Genomic DNA, 21577 nt, shown 5'->3' with positions numbered 1-21577 from the left:
TCTCGTTTCCCGCTCCAAATTCAGGATGGTAGATTTCACAGATATCTGCAAATCCGCAATAGAAGTACATATGAAAAAAGCGCCTTTTGGCGCTTTTTTCGTTTCTTCGCTCTCTCTGGCTCATTTTCATCATTACACGGCCTTTGCCAACTCTTTCAGCAATGTTTCCTTACGTTCCATCATGCTTTTTATTGCTTTTTGCTTCACATGACCAAAACCACGTACTTGATCGGGAAGTTCGGCGAGTTTTTTACAGATAGACAAATTATTGAGATCCATTTTTTCTATTAAAAAATCAATGAGTTTTTCATATTCGAGCAGCAAATTTCTTTCCTGTTTACGCTCTTCTTGATAACCAAAAATATCGAATGCCGTACCGCGAAGCGACTTGCATCCAGCCAGAAAGCGAAATACTGGAATGATCCATGAACCATACTCGCTTTTTCCACGTTGGCCTGTACGGGGATCTTTGCGGTTGAAAAGAGGAACGCTGAGGTGAAAACGAATGTTGTCCGTATTATCAAACTGTGAGCGGAGATTATCGAAGAAACCCGTTTTAGTGTAGAGACGCGCAACTTCATATTCATCTTTGTACGCCATGAGTTTGAATAAGTTTTCAACAATGGATTTCGTGAGATCTTCTGCATCAATCTGTTGGGTCGCTATCTGTACTTGGGCGATGCGGCTGAGATAGCGCATGGCATATCGTTCGTTTTGGTATTCAACCAATAGTTGATACCTTTCCATAATCAGATCGTCTAAATTTTTTATGCTTTCTTTCGGGTGGATACCCAGACGTTCCAGCAAAATATCAGGCTGTTCCGCCGCAAGACGGCCTATATCAAAGGCCTTGCGGGCTTTCTCTGCGGCATGCCCCAATGCCTGAATGGCAATGTCGATAGAAGATAGCGCGATTGGGAGCTTGCCCAGTTGCCATGCATAGCCGATCAACACGATATTTGTTTGATTTCTGTCCCCCACCAGATGCGATGCCATGATTTCAGCATCAATTGAACGCAGTGTTTGGATGTGCTGCTTCAGGATATCGAGCATTTTGGGATAGTCTAAATCCAATATGGGATCTCTGAGCATCGTGCCGATTTGGGTTTCATGGGTATTCAGTATGCATTTCGTTAAACCCCGTGACATCACTTCCAGCGAGTTTTGCCCGGTGGCCGCAACCAAATCAGCTGCAATGATCAGATCAGCCCGCCCCTTATCAATTCTGACTTGATGCAACTGGCTTCTGTCGCGACTTAGCCGGACATGGGTTATGGCTTCACCTCCCTTTTGAGCAAAGCCAGTAAAATTGAGCAGGCTGACCGAACAATTATCTAACTGAGCAGCATTTGCCAATAAATGTCCTGCGGTAACAATGCCTGTCCCACCGATACCAACCAATAGAATTTCATAGGGGATCTCCACAGAAGGAACTATTGGTTGTGGTAATCGGGAAACCATTCTTCCCAGATCATCAGAAGAGATGATCCTGCTGAGATCGGGACGGGGATTGGCATTTTCAACCGTGATAAAGCTGGGGCAAAATCCTTTCAGGCAGGATAAATCGGAGTTACAAACGTGTTGATCTATTTTGCGTTTAGTGCCCAGTGGTGTTTTTGTCGGAATGACAGCAAGGCAGTTCGATTGAACCTGACAATCGCCGCATCCTTCACAAACAGATTCGTTAATAACGGCGCGGCGCGGTGCTTTTGGAATCAGGCCACGTTTTCTTTTGCGGCGTAACTCCGTTGCACAGGCCTGATCATAAATGATCACTGTTACGCCAATTGTCTCCCGAAAACGTTTTTGCACATCTTCAAGATAATCTCGACCATAGAGTTTTACCTTATTCGGCAGGCAGTTTTTATCTTTATATTTGTCGAGATTTTCTGTTACGACGGCGACTTCTGACACCCCTTCCGCGAGCATTGAGGAGGCAATTTGCGGGATAGTTATGTTGCCTTCCACTGGTTGCCCGCCGGTCATGGCTACCGCTTCATTGAACAGTAATTTATAGGTAATGTGGCTTCCCGCCGCTACGGACTGACGAATGGCTAAATGGCCGGAGTGAAAATAGGTGCCGTCTCCCAGATTTTGAAATACATGGGAGCGGTTAATAAATGGCGAATGTCCTATCCAGTCGACGCCTTCTCCTCCCATCGGCAGGAGACCGTTTCCTGTGTTGCGATCCATCCAGGCAGCCATGACATGGCATCCGATACCAATTTGAGCTTGGCTTCCTTCAGGCAAACGGGTTGATGTACTGTGAGGGCAGCCCGCGCAGAAATACGGGGTACGTTTTGGCAAACTGCTATTTGGCAAACTGCTATCGTGCGAAGCAGAGGTTGTTGACCATTCTAATGGCACAGAGAGAAACAGGTTGAATTGCTGTAACCATCCGGCAAGGGGAGCAGCGACACGAGAAGGGCGCAATTCAATGTCCGCTGGCAATAATTCTTGGCCAAGATGATTATGCTTGCCTATCAACCTGACATTTTTCTGCAATTTAACCAGTTGATGCGAAAGCAATATTTCAACGACGGCGGCTTTTTCCTCAATGACAAAAATATCAGTGGCCTGTGCTGCGAGTTCGATAAGCAGGGGGGACAGGGGATGAACCAGACGAACATGGAGAACCGCAATTCCTTGTTGTGCCAGTTCCGTTGGTGTTAAACCGCCGGTGCGTAAAACCTCCATGACATCCTGATGAGCTTTGCCTACTGTGACTAATAAGGCTCGTGGGTGTTCACAGGGGGCAAGGAGGAAATCGATGGGGTTAAGTCTGGCAAAAGCTTCAATGGCTTTGAGCTTATAGGCTAGGCGTTTTTCAATTTGCGGGCCGGGGAGATCGGGCCAGCGCCAATGAAGCCCGTCAGGCCCGGGATCAACCTGAGGTATTTTATACTCAGGAAATGGCTTGCCTATTCGGACTGCACCACTTTCCACGACCTCACTGATTGCCTTGAATCCAATCCATGCGCCGCTCACGCGAGAGGCCGCCCAGCCCCATAAGCCGACATCAATGTAATCGGCAACCGATGCCGGATGTAAAATAGGCATACTCCATGACATCAGGCTGATATCGGATTGGTGGGACATCGAAGAGGAGACACAACCGTGGTCATCCCCGACGACAACGAGCACGCCACCATGTGGGGAAGAGCCATAGGCGTTGCCATGTTTGAGGGCATCACCGGAGCGATCCACGCCCGGCCCTTTGCCATACCACATTCCGAAAACACCGCTGACCTGCTTGTCAGGGTCGGATTCTACTTTTTGCGTACCTACCAGAGCACTTGCGGCGAGATCTTCATTAATTGCGGGTTGAAAGCGAATATTTGCTTGAATCAATTCTTTGCTGTGTTGCCATAAAACTTGATCTAAACGAGCCAAAGGTGAGCCTCGATAGCCTGAAACAAACCCTGCTGTACTGAGATTGTGGATTTCATCCATTTCAGCCTGAGCAAGTAAAAGATCGACCAATGCTTCTGTGCCTGTAACGAATTTAGAGTGATAATGTCGAGCCATATCTTTGACCCTCTCTGAAGAGAATAATCATCTAAGTTGCTACTAAAATAGAAGTTAATCTATTTTCCTAACATACTAACGACAAGCATAAATCTTATTAGATGTTATTTAAATGTATTATTTGTGTTGCAAGATGGTTGTTGTTTATTTTAGATAATTGTTTCGATTATGGTACGTATTTTTTGTATTGGAGAGAGAAAGAATATCTTTTGAGCGGTTGATATGATTATGCATGTAAAGGGCTTGCCATCTTAGCGGAACACGTTCATAATGGCGCCCGTTCCTGATGTTCAGCTTCAAAAATCCCATTTTGAAACAAGCAATCAGGTATCTCTGGCTTAGATTAGCCATCAGCGACGCGGGAATAGCTCAGTTGGTAGAGCACAACCTTGCCAAGGTTGGGGTCGCGAGTTCGAGTCTCGTTTCCCGCTCCAAATTATAAAGTCCAAATCCAAATCTTAAAGAAATTTGTTTCCTCACCATTATTTCATCTGTTTTTTCTTATCTTCATTACCGTAATTACCGTAGCCAAATTTTGTTGAAACCAAATCGCTGGCAAATAATCTATGGCATGTGTCAGATTTCGTCATAACAGACTGATATCTTGTGGCAATTTGGCTCCAACATCATTATCTTTCCAACACAATGCTATCCAATCAATTAATGCTGATATTCGGCTGGGCACATAGTGACTTTTCATTCTCAGCAGATGAATCGGCAATGACGGTAATTGCCAGTCAGGCAAGAGTCTGATCAGTTTTTTATTGAGAATGGCCTCATTGAAAAGCCAGGCTGGGCCGGCATGAATTCCGACGCCATGACATACGGCTTGGTATATTGCACCGATATTATTCAGATAAAAATGACCGGATAGATCCACGTGCTCTATGACATGCCCCCGAGAGAGTTGCAAGCGAGTTGGGGAGGCACTTTGATGGAGAGAATAAATCACCGATTTATGATAACTCAAGTCTTGGGGATGTTCTGGTGTCCCGTATTTCAGCAGATATTCAGGGCTGGCACACAATACATTAGACATATTGCCCAGCTTTTTGGCGATCAAAGTCGAAGCCGGTAGTTCTCCGATACGGATGGCAAGGTCGATGCCTTCTTGCCGAAGATCCAAACAGTGGTCTGAAAGTACCAAGTCGAAGGTGATATCGGGATGTTGGCGTTGAAAAAGAGTCAGCCATTGCGTGACATAATGCTCTCCGAAATTCACTGGGGCGGTTATTTTGATCTTTCCAGCCAATGACTTATTGCTGATATCACCCAATACCCCCTCAATTTCGTCCAGCAATGGGCGCATTTGTTCATATGCCACGGTTCCGGCCGCAGTCAGGCTTAATTTCCTGGTCGAACGATTAAGCAATTGGACTTTAAGTTGATGTTCAAGTGTTGCTAAACGTCGGCTGGCAACAGAAGGATCTATATGTAAATCTTTCGCTGCTTTTATCAGGCTGCCTCTTTCAACAATGCGAAAAAAGAGATGCCAGAGAGCCAGGTCATGATTCATGCTATTTCCGCAATTAATATTTGAGAATATAGCAATATTATTGCTGTTTTTACATAAGTAAAATCAAATTTTCGAGAACGCTCTCTATTGATCGAAAAATATTGTGGAGAATGCAGCATGCAAATAGTGCAGAAAAAATCACTGAGCCGTTACTGGGTTTTAGTTTCTGTTTGTATAGCAGGGCTCATTCTGCCCTTGGAATATACTGGTCCAGCAGTGGCTTTGCCTGCGATCCAAAACGAATTGGGTGGCAGCGGAATTGCCTTATCTTGGGTCATTAATGCATTTGCGTTAAGTTTTGGCAGTGCTGTCATGGCTGCGGGGGCATTGGCTGATCAATATGGGCGCAAAAGGATGTTTGTAATAGGCATCGCGGGCTTCACGCTCTTTTCGGTCATTGTCAGCCTTGCCAACAATGTCGTTTTTCTGGATTTAGTCAGAGGATTTCAAGGCCTTTTTGCCGCTTTAGCGATGGCGGGAGGAAATGCATCTTTGGCCCAGGAGTTTGACGAACGTGCAAGAACTAAGGCGTTTGGATTGTTGGGAACGGCCTTCGGTGTGGGATTGGCATTCGGGCCTGTGATATCAGGCTTTTTGGTAGAAGTCTTTGGCTGGCGTTCCGTTTTTCTGCTGGGCGCTGCATTCGGCACCCTTACATTGGTAATTGGCGGACTCCATATGCGAGAGTCTCGAGACCCTGATGCGGCTAAACTCGATATCAAGGGCTTGATCAGCTTTACCTCATTTTTAGTTTTGTTGACCTTTGGCATCATGCAAATTCCGCAAAGTGGAATAGGCAGCTTAACGGTTATCTCGTTACTCGGCGCTGCGATAATAATGTTAGCTGTTTTCATTGCCTGTGAGTTAACCCATGCTCGCCCAATGTTGGATATTTCCCTCTTTCGTTACAAAAAATTTGTCGGAGTACAATTCCTGCCATTGGCAACGGCCGTCTGTTTTATTGTTCTGCTGATATTGTTGCCGCTTCGTCTGATTGGCATTGAAGGCTATAGTGCAATTCAAGCGGGAGAAATGATGATTGCTCTATCAGCCCCAATGCTTTTTGTTCCATTTCTGGCAGCATTACTGAGCCGTTGGGTTTCATCTCCGGTGCTCTCTTGCATGGGGTTAGTGTGCGCAGCCATTGGGCTGGCATGGTTGGCCGATATGCCTGTTGGAACTGAGCCGACAATGCTAATGTTTCCACTATTGTTGATCGGCATTGGCACGGGATTTCCTTGGGGATTGATGGATGACCTTTCAATCCGGGTTGTTCCTATTGAGCGGGCGGGAATGGCGACGGGTATTTTCACGACCATGCGTGCTTGTGGTGAAGCGATCTGTGTGGCAGGCGCACTGGCAACGCTAAATTTCCTTCTGCATGTGGGGTTGAGACAGGCCTTCCAATCACCTTCAAATAAAGTCATTTCGGAGATGTCAAATAATTTGACAACCGGAAATCTTGAGCGTAACAAAGAATTGTTTGCCAGCTTACCGGGACAGGATTTGATGGCCATTTATAGTGACGCTTTCAGTATCCTGACATACTCCTTGATGGGCATAACGCTATTGGCTGTTGCGATTTGCTTTTTGGCCTTGAAAGATGATCGCACAATTGCAAATGCTAAGTAATAATAATAATGTATATTTATGTTGGATTGGTATGTGAAATACTTATCTATAACAACATAAAAATGTATTTGCAGTTATTAAATTAATCTTTAAATATAATTGACAATGCAATAGATTATATTGTATTTTTTTTGTCCACATATAAAAACCAAAAAGGAATAATTTAGTGGCGAATATTATTTATTTAACGATTAATGGTAAGAAGCAAGGTTTAATATCTTCTGGATGTTCATCAGAAAATTCCATTGGAAATCTATACCAATGTGGAAGAGAGGATAAAATATATATTTATGAATTAAATCATTCTTTATCTAGAGAACAAAATGTAAATCACTACCCTATTACGATAAAAAAACCGGTAGATAAGTCAACTCCATTATTAGGAATCGCTATATCAAATAATGAGGAATTAGAATGTGTCTTTGATATGTACAGGACAGATAGTAATGGTGGGTTGTCTCTTTATTTTACTATAAAGGTAACAGGTGCCACCATAAGCAACATAGATATTATTTGCCCTAACTCATTAACTCACAATGATGCTCAACCATTGGAAAGCGTATCTTTTAAATATAAAAGCATAACGTGGCAACATTACTTAGCAGGAACTAGTGGATATAGCATTTGGGATGATAGGGTTTACTAATTATGTATATAAATAGAAATAATAATTATTATTCTTCAATGGGAGCATTGACTGCCAGAAGCGTAATAGAGTCAGCTTTAACTTCATCAAGGTTTCTAGACAATTTCTTAGTAAAACAAAGATTTCAAAACGAAGTAAAAAAATTCACTGACCATAAACTAGATATTATCTCAAGTAAATCATCTTCGGAAGCATCTAAATTACAAGCAATACAGGATTTAAAACAGGAGAAGTCATATTTAACCAATCAAGAAAGCATAATAAGAAATAAAAAGCTAGAAAAATACGCATACATTGGAATGAAAAAAGAAAATGATGCGTATTCTTATGTTTTAAGAGGAATTGGTTTAGTTTCAAGTGCTGTGCAATTTATTACAGGTATTGCTATTGTAACCGCGACGTCTCCAACAGTAGTTGGCTATGTTGCCGGATCATACCTTATAGTTCAAGGAGCTGGTAGTTTTGAGGAAAATTTAACTTCATTACTTGATAATGACGCAGAATATAAAGGCTATTTAAGAAGAGGGTATGAAGACACTTTTGAATTTTTCGGTTCAGATAAAAGAATGGCAAATTTAGTTTATGGTGGAGTAGATATTGCACTATCTGGATATGGGGTGTTTAGAAATGTATTAAAACCAGAAGCGTGGAGATTATTCTATTATATAAAAGAGGATTATGTTACTAGTTACAAAACCATGGGTGGCTATGCTCTTACTTTAGAAATATCAGCAGATGTAGTAACATTAAAATCAATCTACGATACATATAATGATACCGATAATAAAAAATGATTTTTACAGTCGTTTATATTTACGCATAAATATAAACGACTTATAAGATAGCTTAAACGAAGTCATAAATAGAGAAAGTGGCATTAAAATAAGAATAGCTATAACAAGACCTATTATATTTATTTTTTCCGCCATTAAAAAAAAGAAAATCAAAACTGAAAATGACAAAGGAAGCACAACTAATAATCGATAGAAACGACTTTCCAAATTAATCATCTCGTCTAGCAGTGTTGTATTGTCTCTTTGATTTATGGACTTTAATAGTTTTATTTCATTAGAAGTAAAGCCACTTTCTTTTATTAACTCTTCTATGTTTTTATTAGTCATTTTTTCCTTTCCTATATGCTTATACTATAAATAAACACGTGAGTTTAAATTGCTAAATAAAAACTTTATTTCAAATTACTTAGCAATTTTTATCATTATAACTTGATTTTTTTATTATAATCCATTTATTTTTAACTTTTTATTGCTATGAACGATTGCATTTTGGGGCTTGGATTCAGCTAATAAGCTACCGTTTTGTTGGTCAAGTTTTGATAGCATAGTTTTCATCATATGATGGCTGCATATTTAATACTCCGTAGCACAGATGAACTAATTTACGCATCGCAGTTACTAAAACCAACATTTTTGCTTTTCCTTTATTAACCAATCGATTATATAAATCATGGGGCTGTCCTAGATAACCAATATAATCTAGGGTAGTTCCATGAGAAAAAGTCGACTCAGCCAGTATCAGTAAGGGCGGTTATTAGAACTGTTTATTGCTGGTGCTACCGCACGCACAGCCGGTGAACTTGTGGGTGTTCACCGGAATACAGCAGCATACTACTTTCATCGCCTTAGAGTCCTTATCGCTGAGTACGTAGAGCAGCGCTCTATGTTTGATGACGAAATTGAACTGGATGAAAGCTATTTCGATGGGTGGCATAAAGGGCTGCGGGGTGGCGGAGCTGCTGGTAAAGTCCCTGTATTCTGGATCTTAAAACGGGGCGGTAAGGTCTATACAAAGGTTATTCCTGATGCAAAATCGAGAATCTTATTGCCCATTATCGAATCGAAAATTTGCCCTGATAGTGTTGTATATATCAATAATTTTGCCAGTTATGATGTTCTTTATATGAGTGATTTTAAGCACTACCGGACCAATCATGGTACTGAGTTTGTTGACCAAAAAAATCATATCAATGGTATCGAACATTTTTGGAATCAGGCTAAATGTCATTTACGTAAATTTAACGGTCTTCCTAAGGCACATATTGTTTTGTATCTGAAGGAATGTGAGTGGCGATTTAACACTAAAGGAGTAAAGAAGAAATTAGCTATTTTAAAACAAATAGTTAAAGGAAGTATTTAGCTATCATCTAGGACAGCCCCATTTTTAATACATTGCCATAACAGGAGAATAACCATTTAGTAATATAGCAATTACGGCTGTAATACTAAGCTCATCTATCTATTATTAGCTATCACGATGATACTGGAATTTGATATAGCTTTTCCGGCTTATTCACAGGAATATAGCCCAGTGCATTGAAAAGTTATTTTTTAGCACCGGAAAGGCAGTATTCTCATTTATTAGTGATACCAATTTAGTAATACCAATAGATCTCTGCTTTTGTGATATTCAACTGATGTATTTTGTCATATTTTCCCTTGCTAGGGAGGTTATCGTTTTATTAATCATAGGTGCTAATTAAAAATCTCTTTTCTTGACCTTTAAAATCCGTAACTGGCGATAGGAGCCTGGAAGAGATGATAAGAACCGGAGAAAAGTATCTTAATGATTTACGTGATGGGCGAACCATTTTTATTAATGGAGAGAAAATCACAAATCATGTAGATCATCCTGCGTTTAAGAATGCGTTCAGGTCGGTTGCAAATTTATATGATTATAAAGTTGCCCATACCGATAGTATGACTTTTAAGACGGAAACAGGTGAACAAATGAGCCTGTACTGGCAATTGCCGTCTACACCGGAAAAATTAATTGCCCGTGGTCATGCTGCGTATGAATGGGCCAAGCAAACGATGGGGTGGCTGGGGAGAAGCCCCGATTATGTCGCATCGGCGCTGACAGGCATGATGACCCATATTGAGCTGTTTGAGTCTTATTCACAGGAGCGTGCCGATGCTTTGCGAAATTATTTTTCTTATGTGAGTGAGAACGATCTCTATTTGGCTTATGCGCTGATCAACCCGCAAGGCGATCGTTCAAAGACCCCCGGTGAGCACACGAAGAATCTGTATCACACCCTTGGTGTAGTGGAAAAGAATGCGAAGGGCATTATTGTCCGAGGTACAAAAATGCTGGCAACGGGAGCGGTTCTGGCAGATGAGGTGTTGGTTGGTTCACACAAGCCACTCAAGCCGGGTATTGATGAACGATATGCGCTCTCTTTTGCTCTGCCACTCAATACGCAAGGTATCAAAATCCTTTCACGGAAATCTTACGAATTGGGGGTAAATCCGCAGGATTATCCGATATCGTCTCGGTTCGATGAAACAGATTCAATGATCTATTTTGATGACGTGCTGGTGCCGTGGGAAAGAGTCTTTGTCCTTGAAGATATTGAGATGGTTACCAACCAACTGAGGTTAACCGTGTCAGAAGCAATGATGGATATTCAAAGTCTGGCTCGTTATGCCGTGAAATTGCATTTTCTGGCAGGGCTGGCTCAATCCATGGTTGAGGTAAATGGCGTTGTCCAAATCCCTGCAGTCAAAGAATCCCTTGCCCAATTGGCCTGCTATGCAATGCATATTGAGGCATTGTTCAACAGCGCCATCCATTGTCCAAAAGTTTATAACGGATTTTATTTGCCGGATAAAATTCAGCTTGATACGTATCGTGTCATCTCGCAATCAACCTATCCAAAGGTACTGGAAATCATTAGAAAACTGGCGGGTGGCGGTGTTCTAATGCTGCCATCGAGTGAAGCCGATTTAGAGAATGAGGAGATTTTAAGCATCATTGAAAAAGCCCAATATTCGTCTATTATTTCTCCAGTTGAAAGAGTCAGAGTGATGAAATTGGTGTGGGATGTCATTGGGTCGGAGTTTGCGTCAAGGCATCATCAATATGAATTGTTTTATGCAGGTGCTGCTTATCAGACGTTAGGGCGTCTTTATAATCAATATGATTGGGAAGCCTCTCGGGAGTTGGTTGAAAAAATTAAAACGCTCTGAGCGGGCTTTTAGTCAGTCTCTTCGTAAGGGTTTTCGGGCTGGAAAGAGTGCTGGCACATTGATGTTGGCACTTACTATTTTAAATCAACCAACAGAAACTGACCCCAAGACATTCAACAAAAAATGGGCAAAATAAATTGTCGATAAAGCGCTTGCTATCCTGCACCAACAAGTCCATAATGCCGCCTCATTTTTGAAGTGGCAGGGGAAATTTTCTCCACCGGCATCCTGAATGGGTGTATGTTTTTTTGTTTCGCTGCTGATATCTGGTGTTTTCTAGTAAAATTCAATTCTTATTTTTTTATCCACAATATTAAAGGTTACTGCTGTATTGAGTTAGCTGGTGACGCTCAACTTGTTACACAGAGTTATCCACAGGTGCCATTCCTGTACTTTAGTTTTTTAATTTATTTTTCCAAAAAGTAATTTCTTTTTAACTTATTGATTAATTAACTTAATTGACTTTATTCATATAACTCATTGATTGATATTCATGCGGTATTTGTTTCTTGATCAGAAACATATTTTTATTTTATTCACAAGGAAACAGAAGCGCTTTTTAATAACAAATCGGCGTGGTTGATTATTAAGCATCTCTGGGGAGTCCTTTGGTAATTGCACGAATTAATCGTTTTTGTTGTGACGTTTGGACTTCAATTGCATGACTATTACGGCGGGTTATTTGTTGTTCAATGGCCCAGTGAATATGTTCATCCAAAACATCACTCAAACCGATTCTTTTCTCCAGCGCCAAGACAATATTATCTTGATAAGGGGCATTGCCCAAGGCGACAGAAATATTACGCAGCCAGCGCAAATAACCAATGCGGCGGATTGCAGAGCCTTCCGTAATTCGCAGAAATTTCTCTTCACTCCAATTAAATAAATCCAATAATTCCGGAGTATGCAGCGCAGCGCGGGGGCTGAAATCGGTTTCATCCGTCAATTGTGAGAAACGGTTCCACGGGCAAATCAGTTGGCAATCGTCGCAACCATAAATCCGGTTGCCCATTAGCGGACGAAATTCTTCTGGTATCGCGCCTTCCAGTTCTATTGTCAGATATGAAATACAGCGTCGGGCATCAATCGTATATGGCTCAACAATGGCACCGGTCGGGCAGGTGGTCATGCAGGCAACGCAACGTCCACATTGTTCTTCTTGGGGAGCATCAACAGGCAGGGGAAGATCAATCAGTAATTCGCCAAGGAAAAACCAAGAGCCAGATTCTCTATTTAATATAAGTGAGTGTTTACCAACCCAGCCAAGACCGGCTTTTGCTGCCAGAGGACGCTCCATGATCGGTGCAGAATCAACAAAAGGACGAAAATTCAGAGTTCCCTGATAGTCATGGGCGGTGCAATAGTTTTGTATTTGGTCACCCAGTTTTTTAAGACGTTGACGCAGGAGTTTATGGTAATCTCTGCCCAGCGAATATCGGCTGACATATCCCATGTGTGGGTTATTCAGGGTGCTGGCAAACGCTGCCTTTGCGGGTAAATAATTCATGCGTACACTAATAACCCGCAGGGTTCCGGGCAGTAATTCGTGGGGTCGGGCGCGCATCATACCGTGGCGTGCCATCCAGTCCATTTCGCCGTGGTATTGTTTATCAAGCCACTGCTGTAGCCTGGGTTCTTCTACCGATAAATCAGTATCACAGATACCAACTTGCTGGAAACCAAGGGAAATTCCCCATTGTTTGATGTTTGCTGCCAGAAGGTTTAGATCGAGAGGGGTTGCCATGGAATATCAGTTTACTGCTAAAAAAGGAAACGTAGCTTAACATAATGTGATGCGAATGCTGTAGATTGAATATATATCCGTCGTCTTTTAAGTTGCCTTTTTTTTGGCTGAGTTCATTCACTCCGGTCACCGTTTTTATAAGCATACGGTTATCTGTGCTCCCGGAGGTTTATTCCCTTGCCGACGCAACACATCTTGAAATCCATAGGGTATAAAAAATGCAGTGTCGTGGCATTAACAGGTTGAAGATGTTCAATGATAATGTCTGGGTTATGTTACGGTTATTCGTTAAGCTACTTAATAGATAAGCCCATTTTCAGGGCATCATTCAATAAATAAAAATAGATATTATTCGATGAAAGAACTCGTTTTATCACTTCCAAATGAAAATGCCACAGTTGCTTTGGGCAATGCAGTGGCGGCAATCAGCAATCGCGGCTATGTTATTTATTTATATGGTGATCTCGGTGCCGGGAAAACCACTTTTAGCCGTGGTTTCTTGCAGGCCCTTGGTCATCAGGGACATGTAAAAAGCCCGACTTATACGCTGGTCGAACCTTATGCTTTACAGCCACGCCCTGTCTATCATTTTGACCTTTACCGTCTGGCAGATCCTGAAGAGCTGGAATTTATGGGGATCCGTGATTATTTCCATCAGGATTCTATCTGCTTAGTGGAATGGCCCCAGCAAGGCGAAGGCGTTTTGCCAAATGCGGATATTGAGCTGTACTTGAGTTATGACAATGACGGGCGACAGGCGCGTTTTGTCGCGTTATCTGAATATGGTGAAAGTTTGTTGGATAATTTGAAGTCCTGATGAAGGAATACCCGACCATGCTGAATGCCTTTTTCGTGAATGTCTTTTTTGTGAACACCTTTTTTGTGAACATACGCAAAAAATGGCGGGCCCATTGGGTGATAGCCTGTACTTTGTTTGTCATGTTGAGCCAGTTGGTGGTGGCGACGGCCTCAGCAGCAACGTTGTCTGATGTTCATGTAAATAATAGTCCATCTGAAGCGACAGTAACGTTGAAATTTACCGGCGGGCATCCTGACTATCGTTTTTTCCCCCTGAATTCCCCTGAACGTTTGGTGGTCGATATTCGGCAATCCGGCAAGATTGCTGGGCTGCCGATGCACCTATCAGGCCAGAATTTAGTTAAGCAAGTTCGTTCCAGCCGGCCACCAGATGCCCAACATCAGCGAATTGTGCTGGAATTGGCGCATAAAGCTACTGCCAGCTCTGTGGTGAAAAATTCGACAGGTAACTCTCAGGTTGTACTGACGTTGAAAGCCAATGGTTTAGTAAACAAACCATCTGTTTTCAGGAATAACAATACTAAAAACGAAAGTGAGCGTTTGCTTACAGAACCGACCCAGATAGCACAGCCGGAGGTAAAAAAACCGGTAGCAAATCACCTTGGGCAAAATGCGAAAGCCCCGGCTGTCCAAGCAACGAGGGGGAAAGGCATACTCCCGGTTGTGATTGCGATTGATGCGGGACATGGAGGGCAAGATCCGGGTGCCATTGGTCAAAAGGGATTAAAGGAAAAAGAGGTCACGATTCAGGTGTCACGTAAACTGGAAACCCTTTTGCGTGATGACCCGATGTTTAAGCCTGTCTTGACGCGCAATGGTGATTATTTTATCTCGGTAGCCGGTCGTTCTGAAGTTGCCCGTAAGCACAAAGCCAATATGCTGGTATCAATTCATGCTGATGCAGCCCCTAATCGCAGTGCTAAAGGCGCATCTGTCTGGGTGCTTTCGAACCGGCGTGCAAACAGTGAATTGGGAAGTTGGCTGGAGCAACATGAAAAACAATCAGAATTATTGGGTGGGGCGGGAGATGCGCTTGCCAATGGTTCGGATCCTTTTCTGAGCCAAGCTGTGCTGGATTTACAATTCGGGCATTCCCAACGGGTTGGCTATGATGTTGCTGTGCAGGTATTGAATCAGCTCGCAAAAATAGGCGCTTTGCACAAGCGAATGCCGGAACATGCGAGCCTCGGTGTTTTGCGTTCACCGGATATTCCATCCATCTTGGTGGAAACAGGCTTTATCAGCAATTTGTCTGAAGAAGAATTACTGGGTTCGAACCAGTATCAGGAAAGATTGGCTCAAGCCATTCATATGGGATTACGCCACTATTTTCAGGCCAATCCATTGCAGAAAGCCCCAAAATAATCAATATCTGCGAATAAGAACAGGTTTGTAAATAGCATAAATTTAAAAATAATAACTTACTGAAATAGTTAATAAGGTCGAATATGGCTATCAAGATACTCCCTCCACAATTGGCAAACCAGATTGCTGCCGGCGAAGTCGTTGAACGCCCTGCATCTGTAGTAAAAGAGCTGGTGGAGAATAGCCTTGATGCTGGTGCCACCCGCATTGATATTGATATTGAGCGAGGCGGCGCAAAGCTTATCCGGATCCGTGATAATGGGTGCGGGATCGGCAAGCAAGATCTTACTTTGGCGCTTGCCCGCCATGCCACCAGCAAAATTGCCTCTTTGGATGACTTGGAAGCGATTGTCAGCATGGGGTTTCGTGGCGAAGCGCTGGCGAGTATCAGTTCTGTTTCACGGCTGACATTGACCTCTCGCCCGGAAAGCCAGGCCGAAGCGTGGCAATCCTATGCAGAAGGCCGCGATATGGCGGTGACGGTTAAACCCGCTGCCCACCCTGTGGGAACAACGGTTGAAGTGCTGGATCTGTTTTATAACACCCCAGCTCGCCGCAAATTTCTGAGAACGGAGAAGACTGAGTTTGGTCACATCGATGAGGTTGTACGCCGGATTGCGCTGGCACGGCTGGATGTGGCAATCAATCTGAGTCACAACGGAAAGTTGGTGCGCCAGTACCGCCCTGCCAAAGAAGAATCGCAACATGAGCGGCGTTTGGCGGCAATTTGCGGAACCGGCTTTGTGCAGCAATCCCTTGCTTTGTCATGGCAGCATGATTCCCTGTCGATTAAGGGCTGGGTTGCTGATCCCAGCAGTGCCAAGGTCGCGGGAGAGATTCAATATTGCTACGTGAACGGGCGCATGATGCGTGATCGGCTAATTAATCATGCTATTCGCCAAGCCTATCAAGACTTGATCCACGGCGAGCAGCAGCCTGCGTATGTTTTGTATCTCGAAATAGATCCGCATCAAGTGGATGTCAATGTGCATCCTGCGAAACATGAGGTGCGTTTTCACCAAGCTCGCTTGGTGCATGATTTTATTTACCAAGGTGTGGCTGCTGTATTGAAGCAGCGTGGTGCGGGTACTGAACTGGGGTTGGGGCTTCAGGAACCGACAGAAAGCTGGGTGCCGGAGAATCGCCCTTCTGCGGGAGAAAACCATTTTCTAAGGAAGAATACAGAAGCAGAGGTTACTTCTTCCCGTCATCATGATGAGGATGGCCGCCACAAGGAGCAGGAGCGAGATAAACGCCAATATTCCGATCGTGGGGCGTCGCAACCTCATCACGGTGAAAGCTACCAGAAAAAACAAGGCGAGTTGTACCAGAAATTAATACAGGTTGCACCGCCACAGGAAAAGCGTCCTTTATTTCCCGAAAGGCAAACAGCGACAGGCAGCGAAAGCAGCCGTTCTGGCCTTGGCAATAGCCAGAAGCTTAGTTATAGCCCTAATCTTAGCCATAACTCTAAATTGGGGAATAATCACAGTTTCGGCAAGGTTTTGAGTATTTATGCTGATACATATGCTTTGCTTGAATCTCCATCGGGAGTTGGCTTGCTCTCTTTGCCCGTGGCAGAACGCTGGTTGAAGCGGGCACAGTTAACGCCGGGAGAACAGGGGCTTAAACCCCAGCCATTGCTGATCCCGTTGAAACTTGCTCTTAATCAGGCAGAAATGGGCGCCTTAAAGCAGAATAGTGAGCTACTGAAGACTTTTGGTATTGAATCCACAGTCGCTCATGGAAAAGTAACCATTCATGCGGTATCGTTGCCTCTGCGCCAACAGAACCTGCCGAAACTTCTGCCGGAACTGTTGGGTTATCTTGGGGAAAAGTCAGCGGTTTCTGCTGAACAGATTACAATTTGGCTTTCCCGCCATATAGGTAGCGAGCATGAAACGTGGAACGTCGCACAAGCTGTCCAGCTTTTGGCTGATGTCGAGCGTCTTTGTCCCCAATTGGTGGCATCGCCACCAGAAGGATTATTACAATTAATTGACTTACAAGCAGTGGTGGCACTTCTTAATCATGAGTGATGTAAAAACTCAGCATCTGCCGAAAGCTATTTTTATTATGGGGCCAACGGCTTCAGGAAAAACGGCACTTTCAATAGCCTTGCGTCAGCAACTTCCAGTTGAGCTTATCAGCGTTGATTCTGCGCTGGTTTACCGTGGCATGGATGTTGGAACCGCAAAACCTTCAGCAGAGGAGCAATTACAGGCTCCCCATCGCCTAATTGATATTCTCGATCCTGCTGAAGTTTACTCCGCCGCCGATTTTCGCCGTGATGCCCTGAAAGAAATGGCAGATATTACGGCGGCAGGGAGAATTCCACTCCTGGTTGGTGGAACCATGCTATATTTCAAAGCATTGTTAGAAGGATTATCTCCCTTACCTTCGGCAAATTCTGAAATCAGGATGCAAATAGAACAGCAGGCGGAAGAGCTGGGATGGGATGCATTGCATCGGCAATTACAGGAAATTGATCCGGTTGCCGGAACAAGGATTCATCCGAATGATCCACAACGTATTACTCGCGCACTGGAAGTTTTTCGGATTTCGGGTAAAACTCTAACAGAATTGACTGAAACGTCTGGAGAAATATTGCCTTATCAAGTTCATCAATTTGCGATTGCACCTGAAAGCCGAGAAATTTTGCATCAGCGCATCGCCGCCCGTTTTGAACAAATGATCAAATCAGGGTTTGAAGATGAAGTGAAAGCGCTTTATGCTCGTAGTGATTTGCATACAGATTTACCCTCCATTCGTTGTGTCGGTTATCGTCAGATGTGGTCTTACCTCGCAGGCGAGATTTCTCATGATGAGATGGTTTATCGTGGTATCTGTGCGACCCGCCAACTGGCGAAACGCCAGATCACGTGGCTCAGGAGCTGGGACAGTGTGACGTGGTTGAATAGTGATCAACCTAAACAAGCGTTAAATAAAGTAATACAGGTTATTAGTACATAAATTCATTGATTGTGTACAATTATCAGTACAAAGTGTCATTTTTGAGTAGTTACTTTTTCGAACCAATAGGTTCTTAGTTAAAACAACAAATAAGGAAAATATAGAATGGCTAAGGGGCAATCTTTGCAAGATCCATTCCTGAATGCTTTACGGCGTGAAAGGGTCCCGGTTTCTATTTATCTGGTTAACGGCATCAAATTACAGGGTCAGATTGAATCTTTTGACCAATTTGTCATTTTACTGAAAAACACGGTCAGCCAGATGGTTTATAAACATGCCATCTCTACTGTTGTTCCTTCCCGTCCTGTATCACATCATGGTAGCAACCAAGGTGCGACTACTGGCGTTGGAAATTATCATGCTGGTAGTAACCCAGCAGTGCAACAGGAAAGCGATGGTACTGAGTAAATCAGTTGCCGTACCTGACGTAAATAAAAACATAGGTAGGGAGACTTTACCTATGTTTTTCCTATGGATTTTTTACTCAGCCTGAGGGGTTGCACCGTTGTTTGATCGTTATGAAGGCGGAGAATTAGCCGTTCTGGTGCATGTTTTCTTCTCACAGGAAAAAGATACGGAAAATCTCAATGAATTCGAATCATTGGTGACTTCCGCAGGTGTTTCTCCTGTGCAGATTGTAACGGGAAGCCGGAAGGCGCCTCATCCGAAATATTTTGTCGGAGAGGGCAAGGCAGAGGAAATTGCGGAAGCTGTAAAAAACAGCGGCGCAGATGTGGTGCTGTTCAACCACGGCCTCAGTCCTGCGCAAGAACGCAATCTTGAACGATTGTGTCAATGCCGTGTTGTTGATCGCACGGGTGTGATTCTGGATATTTTTGCTCAGCGAGCAAGAACGCACGAAGGTAAATTGCAAGTCGAACTGGCGCAATTGCGTCACCTGTCTACCCGTCTGGTTCGGGGTTGGACCCACCTTGAGCGTCAGAAAGGGGGGATCGGCCTGCGCGGGCCTGGCGAAACCCAGTTGGAAAGTGACCGCCGTATGCTACGTGACAAAATCAAACAGATTTTGGGGCGTTTGAGTAAGGTTGAAAAACAACGGGAGCAAGGGCGTCAGGCGCGTAATAAAGCAGACATACCTACAGTCTCTCTGGTGGGTTATACCAATGCCGGAAAATCAAGTTTATTCAACAGAATAACTGCTGCTGAAGTTTATGCGGCCGACCAGCTTTTTGCCACTCTTGACCCAACGTTGCGTCGAATCGATGTCAATGATGTGGGAGCCGTTGTTCTGGCGGACACCGTAGGTTTTATTCGTCATTTACCCCATGATTTGGTGGCAGCGTTTAAGGCGACTTTGCAGGAAACCCGACAGGCCCGGTTATTGCTGCATGTTGTTGATGCTGCGGATAATCGTCTGGATGAAAACATTATCGCCGTGAACAGTGTGCTGGAAGAGATTGAATCTCATGAGATTCCAACTCTGCTGGTGATGAATAAAATCGATATGCTGGAAGATTTTGTTCCACGCATTGACCGCGATGAAGAAAATCGCCCTGTCAGAATATGGTTGTCAGCCCAGACCGGTGAAGGCATTCCATTACTGTTCCAGGCATTGACCGAGCGTCTTTCAGGTGAAATTGCGCACTACGAATTACATCTTCCACCAGAAGCAGGGCGGTTGCGCAGCCGTTTTTACCAGCTTCAGGCCATTGAGCGTGAGTGGATGGAAGAAGATGGACAGGTTGGTCTGGAAGTCAGAATGCCTATGGTAGATTGGTGCCGTTTATGCAAACAAGAACCCAATTTACCTGACTATGTTGTCTGATTGATTGGCGCAGGGCAACAAACAAGGTATTATTTTACCCGCCATTTCGGTACTTATAGTTATGGAATAGCGGTGATGAAATGGTGGTGATGAGATGACCGTGGCGAAATAACTGTGTCAGAATTGCAGTGATTGATTAGCACGGTCAAAAGTATCACCTGATAATATTGGTTGCTTACAAAAACGATGAAGTTTGTCGTTTCTGCCCATGGAGGCCGCTGTCAGACCTATCAAGGACAGTCAACGGCCTGGGAAGTGGGAAGCCTCACCCATCTGGGTGGAGAGCAGTCACCTCTGAAAAACCAGTGAAAAACTAAAAAGTGGAGCTAAAACATGGCGTGGAATCAGCCCGGTAATAACGGACAGGACCGCGACCCGTGGGGAAGCAGCAATAATAATGGCGGCAACTCCGGCGGCAACAACAATAAAGGTGGTCGAAACCGTGGGGCGACTGATCTCGACGATCTATTCCGTAAACTGAGTGAGAAGCTCAGTGGTCTTGGTGGAAACAAAGGTGGAAATGGTTCTGGGCAGAACTCTAAATTTGGCGGACGTCTCGTTGGTATCGCCGTTGCTGCTGCAGTTGTTGTCTGGGTTGTAAGTGGTTTCTATACGATTAAAGAAACAGAACGTGGTGTGGTTACCCGGTTAGGTAAATTCAGCCATGTTGTTCAGCCTGGCTTGAACTGGAAAATGACGTTTATCGACCGGGTACGTGCGGTTAACGTCGAATCTGTTCGCGAACTGGCGACGAACGGCGTCATGCTGACGTCGGATGAAAACGTTGTACGTGCTGAAATGAACGTTCAGTACCGTGTGACAGACCCTGCTGCCTATCTTTTCAATGTCACTAATCCTGACAACAGTCTGCGTCAAGCAACAGACAGTGCGGTGCGTGGGGTCGTTGGCAAGTATTCAATGGAAAAAATTCTGACGGCAGATCGTACTATTGTACGTAACGATACTCAGAAAGTACTGGAAGAAACTATTCGTCCATACCATATGGGGATCACGCTGTTAGACGTTAACTTCCAGGCTGCGCGCCCACCAGAAGAGGTGAAAGCCGCATTCGATGATGTTATCGCAGCTCGCGAAGAAGAGCAAAAAACCATCCGTCAAGCAGATGCTTATAAAAACTCTGTTCTGCCGATCGCCAATGGTGACGCTCAACGCATCATTGAAGACGCCAAAGCCTATAAGGTCAGTGTCGTCTTGAACGCTCAGGGTGAAGTGGCAAGTTTTGCTAAAATACTGCCTGAATATAAAGCAGCACCAGAAATTACCCGTGAGCGTCTTTACATTGAAACAATGGAACGTGTTCTGGACCATACCCGTAAAGTTATTGCTAATGAAAAAACCAATAACATGCTGGTATTGCCATTAGACCAGGTTCTGCGTAATCAATCTGAGGCACCAAAATCTAACTCAGGCACCAATGTAGCGCCAGAACAGGGCATGACATCGCCTGCAACTTCGACACAAAGGCATTCAAGTTACGATGGCAAATCGAGTTATGGTAATTCAGACTATGGAAATTCAAGCAACCTGCGTAATGATACGCAAAGACTAGGGAGACCATAAT

16 protein-coding genes, 1 tRNA gene and 1 pseudogene are annotated in these 21577 nt (G+C 43.9%); 13 read left to right on the top strand and 5 right to left on the bottom strand.

Features of this window, described 5'->3' with window-relative positions:
* Positions 1–132: 132 nt before the first annotated feature.
* Complete coding sequence (locus tag FE392_RS16195; protein WP_319931243.1) at positions 133–3528, bottom strand: indolepyruvate ferredoxin oxidoreductase family protein; 3396 nt, start codon at positions 3526–3528, stop codon at positions 133–135.
* A 358-nt stretch (positions 3529–3886) separates the two neighbouring features.
* Here FE392_RS16195 and FE392_RS16190 point away from each other — a divergent pair.
* Positions 3887–3962 (top strand) — tRNA-Gly (locus tag FE392_RS16190).
* Between the two features lie 152 nt (positions 3963–4114).
* Here the strand turns inward: FE392_RS16190 and FE392_RS16185 are convergent.
* Entirely contained in the window at positions 4115–5044 is a 930-nt protein-coding gene (locus FE392_RS16185) for a LysR family transcriptional regulator (protein WP_319931242.1), read from the bottom strand.
* A 117-nt stretch (positions 5045–5161) separates the two neighbouring features.
* Here FE392_RS16185 and FE392_RS16180 point away from each other — a divergent pair, with 117 nt between their 5' ends.
* The 3 genes from FE392_RS16180 to FE392_RS16170 all read left to right on the top strand — a co-directional run bounded on the left by FE392_RS16180 (position 5162) and on the right by FE392_RS16170 (position 8116).
* Positions 5162–6676 carry an MFS transporter gene (locus FE392_RS16180; RefSeq protein WP_319931241.1) on the top strand — a complete coding sequence of 505 codons (1515 nt, stop codon included), beginning with the start codon at positions 5162–5164 and terminating at the stop codon, positions 6674–6676.
* Positions 6677–6842: 166 nt separating this feature from the next.
* Positions 6843–7322 carry an Hcp family type VI secretion system effector gene (locus FE392_RS16175; RefSeq protein WP_319931240.1) on the top strand — a complete coding sequence of 160 codons (480 nt, stop codon included), beginning with the start codon at positions 6843–6845 and terminating at the stop codon, positions 7320–7322.
* 2 nt (positions 7323–7324) lie between these two features.
* Positions 7325–8116, top strand: a complete 792-nt coding sequence (locus tag FE392_RS16170) for a DUF4225 domain-containing protein (RefSeq protein ID WP_319931239.1) — start codon at positions 7325–7327, stop codon at positions 8114–8116.
* A gap of 3 nt (positions 8117–8119) precedes the next feature.
* Here the strand turns inward: FE392_RS16170 and FE392_RS16165 are convergent, their stop codons facing one another.
* Together FE392_RS16165 and FE392_RS22155 are read right to left on the bottom strand one after the other, a co-directional pair.
* A complete protein-coding gene (locus FE392_RS16165) occupies positions 8120–8443 on the bottom strand; it encodes a hypothetical protein (protein ID WP_319931238.1) in 324 nt (107 codons plus the stop codon).
* Between the two features lie 202 nt (positions 8444–8645).
* Positions 8646–8780 (bottom strand): annotated as a pseudogene (locus tag FE392_RS22155) (IS110 family RNA-guided transposase); the annotation flags it as partial.
* Between the two features lie 96 nt (positions 8781–8876).
* Between FE392_RS22155 and FE392_RS16160 the strand changes: the two are divergent.
* Positions 8877–9476, top strand: a complete 600-nt coding sequence (locus FE392_RS16160) for an IS1595 family transposase (RefSeq protein ID WP_319931245.1) — start codon at positions 8877–8879, stop codon at positions 9474–9476.
* A 398-nt stretch (positions 9477–9874) separates the two neighbouring features.
* Positions 9875–11308 carry a 4-hydroxyphenylacetate 3-hydroxylase family protein gene (locus FE392_RS16155; RefSeq protein ID WP_319931237.1) on the top strand — a complete coding sequence of 478 codons (1434 nt, stop codon included), beginning with the start codon at positions 9875–9877 and terminating at the stop codon, positions 11306–11308.
* A 586-nt stretch (positions 11309–11894) separates the two neighbouring features.
* On the opposite strand, the gene queG is transcribed toward FE392_RS16155, so the two are convergent.
* Entirely contained in the window at positions 11895–13052 is a 1158-nt protein-coding gene (gene queG / locus FE392_RS16150) for a tRNA epoxyqueuosine(34) reductase QueG (RefSeq protein ID WP_319931236.1), read from the bottom strand.
* A gap of 355 nt (positions 13053–13407) precedes the next feature.
* Here queG and tsaE point away from each other — a divergent pair, with 355 nt between their 5' ends.
* The 7 genes from tsaE (at position 13408) to hflK (ending at position 21576) form a co-directional block, all read left to right on the top strand.
* The gene (tsaE, locus tag FE392_RS16145; protein WP_319931235.1) at positions 13408–13869 is read left to right on the top strand and encodes a tRNA (adenosine(37)-N6)-threonylcarbamoyltransferase complex ATPase subunit type 1 TsaE; all 462 of its coding nucleotides are present in this window, start codon (positions 13408–13410) and stop codon (positions 13867–13869) included.
* Positions 13869–15236, top strand: coding sequence for an N-acetylmuramoyl-L-alanine amidase AmiB (gene amiB, locus FE392_RS16140; RefSeq protein ID WP_319931234.1), 1368 nt, complete (start codon positions 13869–13871; stop codon positions 15234–15236). The genes tsaE and amiB overlap by 1 nt, the downstream gene beginning before the upstream one ends.
* Before the next feature lie 83 nt (positions 15237–15319).
* Complete coding sequence (gene mutL, locus FE392_RS16135) at positions 15320–17275, top strand: DNA mismatch repair endonuclease MutL (protein WP_319931233.1); 1956 nt, start codon at positions 15320–15322, stop codon at positions 17273–17275.
* Positions 17268–18209 (top strand): tRNA (adenosine(37)-N6)-dimethylallyltransferase MiaA, encoded by a 942-nt coding sequence (gene miaA / locus FE392_RS16130; protein WP_319931232.1) that lies wholly within the window; start codon positions 17268–17270, stop codon positions 18207–18209. The genes mutL and miaA overlap by 8 nt, the downstream gene beginning before the upstream one ends.
* Before the next feature lie 105 nt (positions 18210–18314).
* Positions 18315–18617, top strand: a complete 303-nt coding sequence (gene hfq / locus FE392_RS16125; RefSeq protein ID WP_319931231.1) for an RNA chaperone Hfq — start codon at positions 18315–18317, stop codon at positions 18615–18617.
* Positions 18618–18714: 97 nt separating this feature from the next.
* Positions 18715–19995: a ribosome rescue GTPase HflX gene (hflX, locus tag FE392_RS16120; protein ID WP_319931230.1), complete on the top strand. Its 1281-nt coding sequence runs from the start codon at positions 18715–18717 to the stop codon at positions 19993–19995.
* 333 nt (positions 19996–20328) lie between these two features.
* Positions 20329–21576 (top strand): FtsH protease activity modulator HflK, encoded by a 1248-nt coding sequence (gene hflK / locus FE392_RS16115; protein WP_319931229.1) that lies wholly within the window; start codon positions 20329–20331, stop codon positions 21574–21576.
* Position 21577 lies beyond the last annotated feature (1 nt).

Source organism: Xenorhabdus santafensis, from assembly GCF_033949405.1.
Taxonomy (GTDB): domain Bacteria; phylum Pseudomonadota; class Gammaproteobacteria; order Enterobacterales; family Enterobacteriaceae; genus Xenorhabdus; species Xenorhabdus santafensis.
The sequence above is the reverse complement of the archived record's forward strand: the minus strand, read 5'-3'. Positions and strand labels throughout refer to the sequence as shown.

Coding starts and splice junctions, on each gene's coding strand:
- FE392_RS16185 (WP_319931242.1), bottom strand. CDS start 5,044: ATGAATCATGACCTGGCTCTCTGGCATCTCTTTTTTCGCATTGTTGAA.
- queG (WP_319931236.1), bottom strand. CDS start 13,052: ATGGCAACCCCTCTCGATCTAAACCTTCTGGCAGCAAACATCAAACAA.
- FE392_RS16180 (WP_319931241.1), top strand. CDS start 5,162: ATGCAAATAGTGCAGAAAAAATCACTGAGCCGTTACTGGGTTTTAGTT.
- miaA (WP_319931232.1), top strand. CDS start 17,268: ATGAGTGATGTAAAAACTCAGCATCTGCCGAAAGCTATTTTTATTATG.
- hflK (WP_319931229.1), top strand. CDS start 20,329: ATGGCGTGGAATCAGCCCGGTAATAACGGACAGGACCGCGACCCGTGG.
- tsaE (WP_319931235.1), top strand. CDS start 13,408: ATGAAAGAACTCGTTTTATCACTTCCAAATGAAAATGCCACAGTTGCT.
- mutL (WP_319931233.1), top strand. CDS start 15,320: ATGGCTATCAAGATACTCCCTCCACAATTGGCAAACCAGATTGCTGCC.
- amiB (WP_319931234.1), top strand. CDS start 13,869: ATGAAGGAATACCCGACCATGCTGAATGCCTTTTTCGTGAATGTCTTT.
- FE392_RS16170 (WP_319931239.1), top strand. CDS start 7,325: ATGTATATAAATAGAAATAATAATTATTATTCTTCAATGGGAGCATTG.
- FE392_RS16155 (WP_319931237.1), top strand. CDS start 9,875: ATGATAAGAACCGGAGAAAAGTATCTTAATGATTTACGTGATGGGCGA.
- FE392_RS16165 (WP_319931238.1), bottom strand. CDS start 8,443: ATGACTAATAAAAACATAGAAGAGTTAATAAAAGAAAGTGGCTTTACT.
- hfq (WP_319931231.1), top strand. CDS start 18,315: ATGGCTAAGGGGCAATCTTTGCAAGATCCATTCCTGAATGCTTTACGG.
- FE392_RS16195 (WP_319931243.1), bottom strand. CDS start 3,528: ATGGCTCGACATTATCACTCTAAATTCGTTACAGGCACAGAAGCATTG.